12 protein-coding genes are annotated in these 12,285 nt (G+C 72.9%); 10 read left to right on the forward strand and 2 right to left on the reverse strand.

The window, feature by feature from the left end; all coding sequences use genetic code 11:
• The first annotated feature begins 4 nt into the window (after positions 1–4).
• The 7 genes from IO39_RS32290 (at position 5) to IO39_RS32320 (ending at position 7,723) form a co-directional block, all read left to right on the forward strand.
• Positions 5–1,135 carry an NAD-dependent epimerase/dehydratase family protein gene (locus tag IO39_RS32290; protein ID WP_084773851.1) on the forward strand — a complete coding sequence of 377 codons (1,131 nt, stop codon included), beginning with the start codon at positions 5–7 and terminating at the stop codon, positions 1,133–1,135.
• Positions 1,132–2,406, forward strand: a complete 1,275-nt coding sequence (locus IO39_RS32295; RefSeq protein ID WP_043630987.1) for a DUF4910 domain-containing protein — start codon at positions 1,132–1,134, stop codon at positions 2,404–2,406. The genes IO39_RS32290 and IO39_RS32295 overlap by 4 nt, the downstream gene beginning before the upstream one ends.
• Positions 2,406–3,374 (forward strand): hypothetical protein, encoded by a 969-nt coding sequence (locus IO39_RS32300; protein ID WP_043630989.1) that lies wholly within the window; start codon positions 2,406–2,408, stop codon positions 3,372–3,374. Before IO39_RS32295 ends, IO39_RS32300 begins: the two co-directional genes overlap by 1 nt.
• Positions 3,367–4,824, forward strand: coding sequence for an oligosaccharide flippase family protein (locus IO39_RS32305; protein WP_043630992.1), 1,458 nt, complete (start codon positions 3,367–3,369; stop codon positions 4,822–4,824). The genes IO39_RS32300 and IO39_RS32305 overlap by 8 nt, the downstream gene beginning before the upstream one ends.
• Positions 4,811–5,698 carry a glycosyltransferase family 2 protein gene (locus tag IO39_RS32310; RefSeq protein WP_043630994.1) on the forward strand — a complete coding sequence of 296 codons (888 nt, stop codon included), beginning with the start codon at positions 4,811–4,813 and terminating at the stop codon, positions 5,696–5,698. The genes IO39_RS32305 and IO39_RS32310 overlap by 14 nt, the downstream gene beginning before the upstream one ends.
• A gap of 107 nt (positions 5,699–5,805) precedes the next feature.
• Entirely contained in the window at positions 5,806–6,783 is a 978-nt protein-coding gene (locus IO39_RS32315) for a hypothetical protein (RefSeq protein WP_043630997.1), read from the forward strand.
• Between the two features lie 190 nt (positions 6,784–6,973).
• Positions 6,974–7,723, forward strand: a complete 750-nt coding sequence (locus tag IO39_RS32320; protein ID WP_157549162.1) for a hypothetical protein — start codon at positions 6,974–6,976, stop codon at positions 7,721–7,723.
• A 43-nt stretch (positions 7,724–7,766) separates the two neighbouring features.
• Here IO39_RS32320 and IO39_RS32325 read toward each other — a convergent pair whose 3' ends face one another.
• Positions 7,767–8,633, reverse strand: coding sequence for a DUF6492 family protein (locus IO39_RS32325; protein WP_157549164.1), 867 nt, complete (start codon positions 8,631–8,633; stop codon positions 7,767–7,769).
• A gap of 187 nt (positions 8,634–8,820) precedes the next feature.
• Between IO39_RS32325 and IO39_RS32330 the strand changes: the two genes are divergently transcribed.
• Complete coding sequence (locus IO39_RS32330) at positions 8,821–9,534, forward strand: hypothetical protein (RefSeq protein ID WP_157549166.1); 714 nt, start codon at positions 8,821–8,823, stop codon at positions 9,532–9,534.
• Positions 9,531–10,886 carry an O-antigen ligase family protein gene (locus tag IO39_RS32335; RefSeq protein WP_052423638.1) on the forward strand — a complete coding sequence of 452 codons (1,356 nt, stop codon included), beginning with the start codon at positions 9,531–9,533 and terminating at the stop codon, positions 10,884–10,886. Before IO39_RS32330 ends, IO39_RS32335 begins: the two co-directional genes overlap by 4 nt.
• Here IO39_RS32335 and IO39_RS32340 read toward each other — a convergent pair.
• Positions 10,825–11,370: a dTDP-4-dehydrorhamnose 3,5-epimerase family protein gene (locus IO39_RS32340; RefSeq protein ID WP_043631005.1), complete on the reverse strand. Its 546-nt coding sequence runs from the start codon at positions 11,368–11,370 to the stop codon at positions 10,825–10,827. The two genes, IO39_RS32335 and IO39_RS32340, sit on opposite strands and share 62 nt — an antisense overlap.
• A 109-nt stretch (positions 11,371–11,479) precedes the next feature.
• On the opposite strand from IO39_RS32340, the gene IO39_RS32345 reads away from it, so the two are divergent.
• The gene (locus IO39_RS32345; protein ID WP_245642430.1) at positions 11,480–12,280 is read left to right on the forward strand and encodes a WecB/TagA/CpsF family glycosyltransferase; all 801 of its coding nucleotides are present in this window, start codon (positions 11,480–11,482) and stop codon (positions 12,278–12,280) included.
• Positions 12,281–12,285 lie beyond the last annotated feature (5 nt).

Below are 12,285 nucleotides of genomic sequence, written 5' to 3' on the forward strand. Positions count from 1 at the left end.
CGACATGCGTGTACTCCTGACCGGGCACCAGGGTTACCTGGGCACCGTCATGGCCCCCGTCCTGGCCGCGGCCGGGCACGAGGTGACCGGCCTCGACTCGGGCCTGTTCGCCGACTGCGTGCTCGGGCCGGCGCCGGCCGACCCTCCCGGGCCGGCCGCCGACCTGCGCGACGTGCCGGCCGAGGCGCTGGCCGGCTTCGACGCCGTGATCCACCTCGCCGCGCTGTCGAACGACCCGCTGGGCTCGCTGGCGCCCGAGCTGACCTACGACATCAACTACCACGCCTCCGTGCGGCTGGCCCGGCTGGCCCGCGACGCGGGGGTGCGGCGCTTCCTGTACGCCTCCACCTGCTCGGTCTACGGCGCCTCCGGCGGGGACGGGCTGGTGACGGAGGACGCGCCGCTGCGCCCGCTGACGCCGTACGCCGAGTCGAAGGTGCGCGTCGAGGACGACCTGCTCGGCCTGGCCGACGCCGACTTCACCCCCGTGTTCCTGCGCAACGCCACGGCCTTCGGCTTCTCGCCCCGGCTGCGCGCGGACATCGTGCTCAACAACCTGGTGGCGCACGCCCACCTGTCCGGCCAGGTCAAGGTGCTGTCGGACGGCACGCCGTGGCGGCCGCTGGTGCACGCGCTGGACATCGCCGAGGCGTTCGCCGCCGCGCTGACCGCCCCCAGGGAGGCCGTGCACGCGCGGGCGTTCAACGTGGGCAGCGAGCAGAACAACGTCACCGTGGCCGAGATCGCCGCCACCGTGGTCGAGGCCGTGCCCGGCGCGACGCTGCTCATCACGGGGGAGACCGGCGCGGACCCGCGCTCCTACCGGGTCGACTTCTCGCGCATCCGGCAGGCGCTGCCCGGCTGCGAGGCGCGCAGGACGGTGAAGGAGGGGGCGGTCGAGCTGATCGACGCCTACCGCCGGCACGGGCTCACCGCGCCCGCGTTCGAGCGGCGCTTCACCCGGCTCGCCCGCCTGGCCGACCGGCGGGCGGCCGGCACGGTGAACGAGGAGCTGCGCCCCACCCCGGGCGGCCCGGCCGGCGAGGAGCCGCGCCCTAGCCAGGACGGCCCGGCCGGTGAGGAGCCGCGCCTCAGCCCGGGCGGCCCGGCCGGGGAGGGGCCGCGCCCGTCATGACCGGCGAGGAGATGCACGAGCTGGTCAGGCGGCTCTACCCGCTGTGCAGGAGCATCACGGGGGACGGCGTCCGGGCCACGCTCGACGTGATCGGCGAGCACCTGCCGCTGACCGTGCACGAGGTGCCCACCGGGACCGAGGTGCTCGACTGGACGGTGCCCCGGGAGTGGAACATCCGCGACGCCTACGTCAAGGACGGCTCCGGGCGGCGGGTGGTGGACTTCCGGCGCTCGAACCTGCACGTGGTGGGCTACAGCGTGCCGGTGTCGGCGACCATGACCCTGGACGAGCTCCGCCCCCACCTGCACACGCTGCCCGAGCAGCCGGGGCTGGTGCCGTACCGGACGTCGTACTACGCCGAGACGTGGGGGTTCTGCCTCAGCCAGGACACGCTCGACGGGATGGACGAGGGGCCGTACGAGGTGGTGATCGACTCGACGCTGGCCGACGGGCACCTGACCTACGCCGAGCACGTCGTGCCGGGAAGCACCGAGGAGGAGGTGATGATCTCCTGCCACGTCTGCCACCCGTCGCTGGCCAACGACAATCTGGCCGGCATCGCCGTGGCGGTGGCACTGGCCCTGGCCCTGGCCAAGGGCCCGGACCGGCCGCGCCACACCTACCGGTTCCTGTTCGCGCCCGGCACGATCGGGGCCATCACCTGGCTGGCGCGCAACCGCGACCGCCTCGGGCGGATCGGGCACGGGCTCACGCTGGCCTGCGCGGGCGACCCGGGGCAGCTCACGTACAAGCGCAGCCGGCGGGGCGAGGCGGCGATCGACCGGGCGGTCACGCACGTGCTCGCCGGCCGGCCGCACCGGGTGCTGGACTTCTCCCCGTACGGGTACGACGAACGGCAGTTCTGCTCCCCGGGCTTCGACCTGCCGTTCGGCAGCCTGACCAGAACCCCGTACGCCGGATACCCGGAATATCACACCTCCGGCGACAATCCGGACTTCGTCACCCCGGACGCCCTGGCCGACACCCTGGAGGTGCTCCGGCAGGTCACCGGCGTGCTGGACGGGGACCGTACCTACCTCAACCTCAGCCCGTACGGGGAGCCGCAGCTCGGCAGGCGCGGACTCTACGGATCGCTCGGCGGGCGGAGTGACACGAAACAGGCGCAACTGGCGATGTTATGGGTGCTCAACCTGTCCGACGGGCGGCACAGCCTGCTCGACATCGCCCAGCGCTCGAACCTGCCGTTCGCCGCGCTGCGGGAGGCGGCCACGGCACTGCTGGCGGCCGGACTGGTCAAGGAGACTGCGTGATGAACTTCAAGGTCGGAGACCTTGTGGAAGTGCGGAGCGAGGCCGAGATCCTGGCCACGCTCGACGAGCGGGGCGAGCTCGACGGGCTGCCGTTCATGCCGGAGATGCTGCCCTACTGCGGCAAGCGCCTGACCGTGCACAAGGTGGCGCACAAGCTGTGCGACACCCAGACCCGCACCGGGCTGCGCAGGATGGAGCGCGCCGTCCACCTGACCGGCGCCCGCTGCGACGGCTCCGCGCACGGGGGCTGCCAGACCGCCTGCTCCATGTACTGGAAGGAGGACTGGCTCAAACCCGTGACGGACGCGCCCACGACGTCCCCGCAGGACTCGCGGCTGCTGCCGCTCCTGGAGATCAACACCCGCAAGCCTCCGGCCGAGGACGGCGGGGAGCGCTACTCCTGCCAGGCCACCGAGCTGCTGCGGGCCGCGCCGTCGTGCCTGCCGTTCACCAGCGTCGGCCAGTACGTCACCGACGTGCGCTCGGGCAACGTGGGCCTGGGCCGGACCGTCCAGGGCGTGGCCATCGGGCTGTTCAACCGGCTGCAGCACCTGGCCAGGCGGGTGCTGCCGCGGCGGCTGTGGCTCAAGGACGGGCTGCCGTGGGGCTTCCTCAAGGGCCGCCTGACGGGGAAGACGCCCACGATGACCCTCGACCTGCGGCCGGGCGAGCTGGTGCGGGTCAAGTCCAAGGAGGAGATCCTCGCCACGCTCAACGGCGACATGCTCAACCGCGGCATGGGCTTCGAGCAGGAGATGGCGCGCTACTGCGGCAGGACCGCGCGGGTGCAGGCCCGGGTCGAGCGCTGCCTGGACGAGAAGACCGGCGAGCTGCTGCACATGAAGAACCCGTGCATCGTGCTGGAGGAGGTCGTCTGCGTGGGCGTGCACAGCCTCAACTGCCCGCGCGAGTTCGTGCCGTTCTGGCGGGAGATCTGGCTGGAACGGGTCCCCGCCGGCCGTGAGTGACGACAGGGTCGAGACCATCGGCCGCAAGGCCGGCAGCGGACTGCGCTGGAGCCTGCTCGGCAACACCGTGACCAAGGCGGCCTCCTTCGTCATGAGCCTGGTGCTCGCCCGCCTGCTCGCGACCGAGGACTTCGGCGTCTACGCGGTCGCGCTGGCCGCCACGCAGTTCGTCATGGTCGTCAAGGACGCCGGCATCATGGCCGCCGTCATCCAGTGGCGGGGCAGGATCGGCGAGATCGTGCCCACCGCCACGGTGCTCGCGTTCCTCTTCTCCGTCGGGCTCTACGGGCTGTTCTGGGCGGGGGCGCCGTACTTCGCGGCGCTGGCCGGCAGCGAGGCCGCGACCGGGGTGGTCCGGCTGCTCACGGCCGTCATCCTGGTCGAGGCCGTGATCGCGGTGCGCAGCGCCGCGCTGATGCGCGAGTTCGCCCAGGCCAAGCTGGCCGTGGCCAACCTGGCGGGCTTCGCCGTCAACGCCACCGTGGCCATCTCGCTGGCCGCGGCCGGCGCGGGCGCCTACAGCTTCGCCTGCGGCCAGCTCGGCGGGTCGATCGTCACGGGCGCCATCATCCTCCTGCTCGCGAAGATGCCCTTCGAGCTCGGCTTCGACCGGGCGATCGCCGCCCGGCTGCTGCGCTTCGGCCTGCCCTCCGCGGCCGGCTTCGGGCTGGAGGCCGTGCTGATGAACTCCAGCTTCGTCGTCGTCGGCGCGATACTCGGCGAGGAGCAGCTCGGCTTCTACCTGCTGGCCTTCAACGTGTCGAGCTGGGTGCCGGGGGTGCTCGGCACGGCGCTGCGCTACGTCTCCCTGCCCGGCTTCTCGCGCCTGGCCGAGGACGCCGACTCGCTCTCGGAGGGCGTGCGCAGATCCGTGCCGCTCCTGGTGTCCGTCGTGACGCCCGTGGCGCTGGTGATGGCCACGCTCGCGCACCCGCTCGTCGAGGTCCTCTACGAGCCCGAGCGTGACCCGGCGGCCGGGGCGCTGCGCTTCCTGGCCGTGCTCATGGTCGTACGCATGATCATGTCGTACCTGGTCACGGACATCCTCATCTCGACCGGCGCGACCAAGAGCACGGTCTGGCTCAACCTCGGCTGGGCGGTCGCGCTGCTGCCCGCGCTGGTCGCCGGGGCCCACCTGGGCGGCATCAGGGGCGCGGCCGTCGGGCACGCCGTCGTGGCCGTCCTCGTCGCGCTGCCGCTGGGCGTGCTGCTGCTGCGCCGGCAGGGCGTGCGGCTGCGGCCGGTCCTGCCCGGGCTCGTACGGCCCGCGCTGGCGACGCCGGTGGCCGGGCTGTACATGGCGCTGCTCAACGGGGTGTTCGCCTGGCCCGCGCTGCTCGAGCTCGTCGTCGTCGGAGGCTCGGGACTGCTCGTGTTCGCCCTGCTGGCCACGCCGCCCGCGGTGCTGGCCAGGCTGCTACGACAAGGGAGGGCCCATGTCCGGCTCTGAACTGGTCTCGATCGCCCTGCCCGTACGCAACGGCGCCGGCCGGCTGGAACCCGTGGTCAGATCGGTGCTCGCGCAGGACTACGGAAATCTCGAACTCGTCATCTCCGACAACGCCTCCACCGACGCCACCGAGGAGCTGTGCAGGGACCTGGCGGCCGGCGACCGCCGGATCGTCTACCACCGGCACCCGCGCAACGTCGGCCTGCTGAACAACTTCCAGCACGCCGCCCGGATCTCGCGCGGCGCGTTCGTGCGCTGGATCGGCGACGACGACCGGCTGGACCCGGCCTGCCTGTCACGCGCCATGGCGGCGTTCGCGGCCGACGAGCGGCTCGTCCTGGTCACCACGCAGGTCGCCTACACCGGCCCCGACGGGGTGACCAGGACCGCCGCGTACGACGGCGAGGGGCTGCGCTCGGACGACCCCCTGGTCCGCCTGGGCGAGTGGCTGCGGCTGCTCAACGAGAGCCCGCTGCTCATGGACCCGCTCTACGGGCTGCTGCGGCGCGCTCCGGCGACCGGGATCCCGCGCAGGAACATGCTGCGCGAGGACGAGATCTACGCGACCAAGCTGGCGCTGGCCGGGCCGTGGGGGCACGTGCCGGAGGTGCTGGCGCACCGCACCACGGGCATCGAGCGCATCGGGCAGGTGGCGCGCAAGCTCGACGTGCCGTCCTGGCAGTCCCGCCTGTCCAACACGCTGCAACTGCGCGAGCTGCTGCGGTGGGTGGGCGACCCGGAGCGGGTCCCGGGGCTGACCCCGGCACAGCGCCGCCGGGCGCGGGCGGCCGTGGTGCGCATGTACGCGCGCAGGCAGCGCCGTACGGTCGCCCGGCGCGGCCGGAAACTGTGCTCCATGCTGCGCCTTGTGTAACGAATGTGATGAACAGCGCGATTTTCCCTTTGTACCGGTACAAGGCTGACGGGCGGGCCATAGTGCGCTTCTGGAGGACTCTTCTCGGTCTGGCCAGGAACAAGCTCGTGGGACCTCCCGTCGCCGCGGCGGCGATCGGGCTCGCCCTCGCGGGCTATCTCCTCGTGCCGGCCCGCTACGTCTCCACGGCGTCCATGGTGCTCACCATCTCCACCACCGGCGGGACGGAGGAGGCCGGCCCGGCCCCGGACCCGGGCCTGACCAACCCGCTGATGCAGTTCGGCGACGCGTTGCGGGCCGCGGCGGGCATCCTCATCCTGACCATGCGGAACGAGCGGGTGGCCACGGAGCTGGGCGTGGCCGAGGGCGGGCCGACCACGGTGGTCGTCAACGACGGGCGCACCGACCCCGGCCTGATGAGCATGGGCGCCAACGGGCCGTACGTGCACATCGAGGTCGAGAGCACCTCCGCCGCCACGGCCAGGGACGTCATGGCCAAGGCGCAGCGCCGGGTGCGGACGGAGCTGACGAACTGGCAGACGTCCCTGGGCGCGCCGCCCAGCACCCACCTGGGCATCCTCGACGTGCGGCCCACCTCCGCGCCCCGGCCCGACACGAGCGGCAAGCTGACGGCGGCGGCGGGCGGCGCGGTGCTCGGCCTGCTGGGCGGGCTCGCGGCGGCCTACGCGACGCCGCGGCTGCGACCGGCCTTCCGGCCGGAGCCTTCCGGGCGGGAGGCCGGGACCGGGCCGGAGCCCCCGGGCGCGGAGCGGCCGGTGCCCGGGAAGCCGGCGGTGGCCGCGCCCGAGATCGCCTTCGATCCCGATCCCATGCAGGGCACGCTGGTCAAGTTCGGGCACGGGCCGGTGGGCCGGCCGCCGGGCGGCGCGGAGGAGGCCGCGGGCAACGGCTCCCGGCCGCGGCTCGGCGCGCTGTCGCGGTTCCCCCGCGCCGCCGGCCCCGACGAGACCGACACCCAGACCTTTCCCCAGGTCAAGCCGGAGGACCTCGCCCCGCCGGACGAGACCGACACCCAGACCTTCCCGGTGGTCAAGAACGAGGACGAGCCCGATGGCGATCAGTAGACGGGCGGGACCGCCGGTCGGGCGGCGCGCTGGAACGTTCCCCGGAGGGCCGGAGGATCGGCCGGTGACCGCGTCGAAAACTGCCGGTAAAAGAGAGCGATTCGTAACATTTCACCTGCTCTAGCCGATAATCCTGCTGTAGCGCAGCAGGCTGAGGTGAGCCCGTACTAACGGGGGGTTGGTCGGGATAATGGCTTTTTGGAACGATTTGCTGGGCCTCCTGCGCCGGAGGACCATCGCACTTCCGATCCTCGCTCTCGGCCTCCTCCTCGCGTCGGCGGGCTACCTCCTCGGCCCCGCGAGCTACAAGACCGAATCCTCGCTGATCCTCACCCCGCCGCCGAGCGGCGGCACCCTCTCGATGGACCCGGCCAGGCCGGTCGGCACGACCAACCCGCTGCTGCAGCAGAACAACGGGCTGCGGACCGTGGCGGGCATCCTGATCGTGGCCGTCAGCGGCAAGGAGGAGCTGCGCAAACTGGGCGTCGAAGAGGGCGGCGACACCAGGATCGTGATCGACGACGGGCGGTCCAACGCCGACCTGCTCGGCGTCGTGACGCTCGGGCCGTTCCTGCACGTCGCGGTCGAGAGCGACACCCCGGAGACGGCCCGGGAGGTGCTGGGACGGGCGCACCGGCGCCTGAACGAGAAGCTGACCGCCTACCAGACCGCGCTGGGCGCGCCGCAGAGCACGTTCATCGCCCTCAACACGGTGGTGGTGCTGCCGCCCAAGTACGACGGCAGCGGGAAGACCCAGTACGCGCTGGGAGCGCTGGCCAGCACGCTGTGCCTCGGTCTCGCCGGCGCGTACGCGGTGCACGTGCGCGGCCTCTTCCGCCGCCGCCCCGCCCCGGAGCCCGGCGACCGGGAGGAGCCCGGCCGCCCGCATCCGGAGGGCGGCTCGCTCAACGGCCAGGTCCCGGCCGGCACCGGCGGATGACCAGGCCGGGACGGGGTCCGGCGGTGGGCGATCGGGGTCCCGGTCAGGAGGTCCGGGCGGCGACTTCCGTTCCGTGCCGGATGGCCGCCTGGCGGACCTCCGGCGGCGTGCCCGACTTGGAGGAGATCATCATGCCGATCGCCTCCCGCCCCACCCGCCCCGCGAACTCCAGCGCGGTCCGCAGGTCCATCGGCGACTCGTCGGGCGTCTTGTGGCAGACCGAGGTGTCGGAGGGCGGCCGGCCGTCCGTGGCGCTCAGCACCTCGTCCACGAAGACGCCGTACAGCATGAACTCCGAGACGTGCAGCCGCGCGCCGAACGCCTCGGCCCAGTGCCGCCCGGTGGTCTCCCGGAGCCGGTCCTGCAGCTTGCGCACGGTGGCCGGCTGCCAGAAGGTCAGCGGGCTCATGTAGTCGGGCAGCGGCGGCCCCGGCGGCGGCGGGAGCTTGAGCAGGTCGCGGGCCACCTGGTGCCACAGGATGTGCCGGGGCATCCGCTCGTGCACCCCGCCCTCCAGGCGGTGCAGCAGCATCCGGCCGTCGATGAGCGCCCGCGCGGCGGTGACCGGCCGGACGAGCACCACGTCGGAGTCGGCCACCAGCACCACGTCGGTGTCCAGGGCGGCGGTGGCGGCCAGCTTGATGATCTGCTGCATCACCCAGCCGCGCACCGGCGGCCAGGGCCGGCGCACGTTGATCCACAGGCCCGCGCGGGGCACCATGACGTACCGCCGGGGCAGCAGCTCCTCCACGGTGCGGACCCGGCAGCGCGGCCCCGCGTACGGCGCGAACAGCCGCCGGTCGGGACGCGGCACGATCACGTGGTGCACCGTGCCGGGCGGGGTGAACTCCAGCACCGAGCGGTGCAGGTCGCCGAACTGCTCCGCGTCGGGACCGTAACTCGGGGTCACGACGGCCAGAGTCCTCATGACCGGCCGCCCGGCGCGCAGCACTCTTCCACGGCTCACCTTTCGCGGATCGCTCTTTCGCCGCACTTTGTATCGAGACGCGCCTTTGGCACGTTACAGATTTGGGGTAACACCATCCACCTATGCGCCGATTGCCTGAATAGGGGTGAGGCGGGCCTGGGGGGCTGTGGTGGACTTCTGGAAGGCGATCTCTGTCCTGTTCCGCCGCTGGTACGTGGCCCTGTCGGCGCTGCTGCTGACCGTCACCGCCGCCTACGGCATGTACACCACGATCCCCACGCAGTACACCTCCACCACGCTCATGGTCCTCACGGTGCCGCCCAGCGGCTCCTACCGCATGCCGCAGCCCACCGTGCCCAACCCGCTGGTCAACCCGCTGCTGAACTTCGACGGCGGCCTGAACATGACGGCCTCGATCATGGTGCAGGTCCTCAACGGCCCCGAGGTGGCCGGGCAGCTCGGCGTGCGGGCGGACTCCACCACCACCTACCGGGTGCACAACGGTCACCCCAACCCGGAGCTGCTGATCAACGCGCCGTTCGTGGTCGTCGAGGGCACCAGCCTGTCGCCGCAGGACGCCAGGAGGATCGTGGAGCGGGTCGCCGAACGGGCCAAGGTCGAGCTGGAGCGCAGGCAGTACCAGCTCGGCTCGCCGCCCGAGACGTTCGTCAACCTGACCGAGATGATCGCGCCGACCGAGCCGCAGGCCGAGCGGGGCGGCAAGACCCGCACGGCGGCGGTCGTGCTGGGGCTGGGCGGCATGGCGGCGCTGGCCGCCTCCTACGCCGCCGACAGCGTCATGCTCGGGCTGCGCCGCCGCAGGGAGCAGCCGCCGCCCGGCGCCGCCGTCGCGCCGAGCGAGGAGGCGGTGCTGCAGCGATGAGCGTCCTCGCCGCGCCGGTCGGGCGCGAGGCGCGCGGCGCGGACGGCGCCACCCTGTGCGCCATCTTCGTCGTGGTCCTCATCCTGGTGCCGGCCCGCCAGGTGATCGGCGGGCTGCCCTTCGACCTCACCTACGCCGAGGCCGTCGGCCTGTTCGCCGCCGTCTGGTGGTGCTGCGCCCACCTGACCAGCACGCTCGGCGCCGCCAAGGGCCCGAACCTGGTCCGGTACGCCGTCTACTTCTACGTGATCACCTACCTGGTCACCTACGCCTACACGACGGCCGGTTTCCTGCCGGCCCACGAGCTGGCGCTGTCGGACCACGTCCTGGTCATCACGGTCGGCGTGGTCGGCATGGCGCTGCTCGCCGTGGACGGGGTGTCCGGCCACGACCGCCTGGACCTGGTGCTGAAGACCCTCGTCGTGGCCGGCGCCGTCATGGGCGCGATCGGCGGGCTGCAGTTCCTGCTGTCGTTCGACCTCACCCAGTACCTCCAGATGCCCGGCTCCCGCCTGCGCTCGATGGAGGAGACGATCCTGCAGCGCAACGGGGTCAACCGGGTGGCCTCGACCGCCACGCATCCCATCGAGTTCGGCGTGGTGTCGGCGATGGTGCTGCCGCTGGCCCTGCACTACGCGTTCGACGCCTGGGAGCGCGGCGCGCCCGCGCTGCGCTGGTGGATCCTGTGCGCGCTGGTCGCCTGCGGGATGGCGTTCTCCGCCTCGCGCTCGACGGTGCTCGGCCTGGCGGTGTCGGGGCTGATCCTGCTCGCGGGGTGGAACAGGGCCCGGCGGCTGCGGGCGGGCGCGGGGCTGCTCGGGTTCCTGGTGCTGCTGCGGCTGTTCGTCCCCGGGCTGCTCGGCGCGATCATGGGGTTGTTCGGCAACCTGGACAACGACGAGAGCCTGCGCTGGCGGACCAACGACTACACCAGCGCGCTCACCGAGTTCGCCCAGCACCCGTGGCTCGGGCGGGGCCACGGCACCTGGTTCCCGCCGCACCATCCCGTCTTCGACAACCAGTACCTGCTCACCGCCGTGCAGGGCGGGGTGTTCGGGCTGCTCGGGTTCGTCGGGCTCTTCGTCATCGGCATCCTGGCGGCGTTGCGGGCCAGGCGGATCGCGCCGGACCCGCGCACCAAGGACCTGGGGCTGTCGCTGGCGGCGGCCCTGGCGGTGCCGCTGGTCGGCTGCGCCACCTTCGACCTGAACTCCTTCACCACCGCCAACTCGCTGGCGTTCCTGCTGATCGGGCTGGCGGGCGCGCTGCTGCGCCTGGTGAACCGCGACGTCACGGCTCAAGCCGGCGCCGCGCCTCCTTCCACGAGCCGGCGGCCAGGTCTCTGGCGCTGATCGCGGTAACCGGCAGCGGCCAGGCGATGGCCAGCTCGGGGTCGTCGTAACGCACCGAGACGTCCTCGGCGGGGTCGTGCTCCCTGTCGATCCGGTAGCAGACGTCGGCCTCGCTGAGCGCCTGGTAGCCGTGGAGCAGGCCGGGGGGCACGTACAGGTGGACGAAGGTCCGGTCGTCGAGCGTGACCGTCATCTGCTCGCCGAACGTCGGCGAGCCCGGCCGGGCGTCGACGAGCACGTCGAACACCGCGCCGCGGGCGCACCTGACCAGCTTGGCCTCGCCGCGCCCGGCGCGGCCGTGCAGGGCCCTGATCCCGCCGGCGACCGTGCGCGACTGGCTGTCCTGGACGAAGGCGGCCGGGTCGAGCCCGTGCTCCTTGGCGATGGCGGCGTCGAAGGTCCTGGTGAACAGGCCGCGCTCGTCACGGTGGGGGGTGGGGGTGAACAGCAGTGTCCCGGCCAGCGGCCCGCGTTCCACTCTCATGGGGCCATCCTGGCCTCACCGACGTAACGGATAAAGCTCTGCCGCGATGACAAAAAGGAAGGACTGACGGCGAGGCACGTCAAGCCCGAGGAGGGGTGAGGACATTCCGGTGGACCACTCCGCCAACGGGAACGTTCCCATGGCCCGCGCCCGCGTGGGCGCCATCGAGGTCCAGGCCCTGACGGAGGCCGAGGTCGCCGAGCACGTCACGCGCGGCTGGCGGGACGGCACGGGCGGCGCGATCGTGACCGCCAACGTGGACATCGTCCGGGCCGCCACCCGCGCCCCGGAACTCGCCGCGCTGGTGGCCGGGTCCGAGCTGGTGGTGGCGGACGGCATGCCGGTCGTCTGGGCCGCCAGGATCGCGGGCCTGCGCCTGCCGGACCGCGTCACCGGCGCCTCCCTGGTCTTCACCCTCACCGGGCGCGCGGCGCGCGAAGGGCGCTCGGTCTTCCTGCTCGGCGGCGAGCCGGGGGTGCCCGAGCGGGCCGGCGAGGTGCTGGCCGCGCGCTATCCGGGCCTGCGGGTCGCGGGGGCGTACGCGCCGCCCTTCGGCTTCGAGCGCGACCCCGGCGAGCTGGCCGCCACCGTGGCGCTGGTCCGCGCGGCCGCGCCCGACCTGGTCCTGGTGGGGCTCGGCTTCCCCAAGCAGGAGCGGGTCATCGCCGTGCTCCGCCCGGAGTTGCCGCACGCCTGGTACCTGGGCTGCGGGGCCGGCATCCCCATGGCGGCCGGGCGCTTCCGGCGCGCCCCCCGCGCCCTGCAACGCACGGGCGCCGAATGGCTCTTCAGGCTCGCGCTGGAGCCCCGCCGCCTGGCGCGCCGCTACCTGCGCGACGACCTGCCCTTCGCGTTCGGTCTGCTGGCCTCGGCCGCCTGGCGGCGCCTGACCGCGGACCGCCGTCCCTGACCTCC

The sequence above is a fragment of the Nonomuraea candida genome (assembly GCF_000725485.1).
GTDB classification, from domain to species: domain Bacteria; phylum Actinomycetota; class Actinomycetes; order Streptosporangiales; family Streptosporangiaceae; genus Nonomuraea; species Nonomuraea candida.

Coding starts and splice junctions, on each gene's coding strand:
- IO39_RS32295 (WP_043630987.1), top strand. CDS start 1,132: ATGACCGGCGAGGAGATGCACGAGCTGGTCAGGCGGCTCTACCCGCTG.
- IO39_RS32290 (WP_084773851.1), top strand. CDS start 5: ATGCGTGTACTCCTGACCGGGCACCAGGGTTACCTGGGCACCGTCATG.
- IO39_RS32300 (WP_043630989.1), top strand. CDS start 2,406: ATGAACTTCAAGGTCGGAGACCTTGTGGAAGTGCGGAGCGAGGCCGAG.
- IO39_RS32320 (WP_157549162.1), top strand. CDS start 6,974: ATGGCTTTTTGGAACGATTTGCTGGGCCTCCTGCGCCGGAGGACCATC.
- IO39_RS32335 (WP_052423638.1), top strand. CDS start 9,531: ATGAGCGTCCTCGCCGCGCCGGTCGGGCGCGAGGCGCGCGGCGCGGAC.
- IO39_RS32340 (WP_043631005.1), bottom strand. CDS start 11,370: ATGAGAGTGGAACGCGGGCCGCTGGCCGGGACACTGCTGTTCACCCCC.
- IO39_RS32310 (WP_043630994.1), top strand. CDS start 4,811: ATGTCCGGCTCTGAACTGGTCTCGATCGCCCTGCCCGTACGCAACGGC.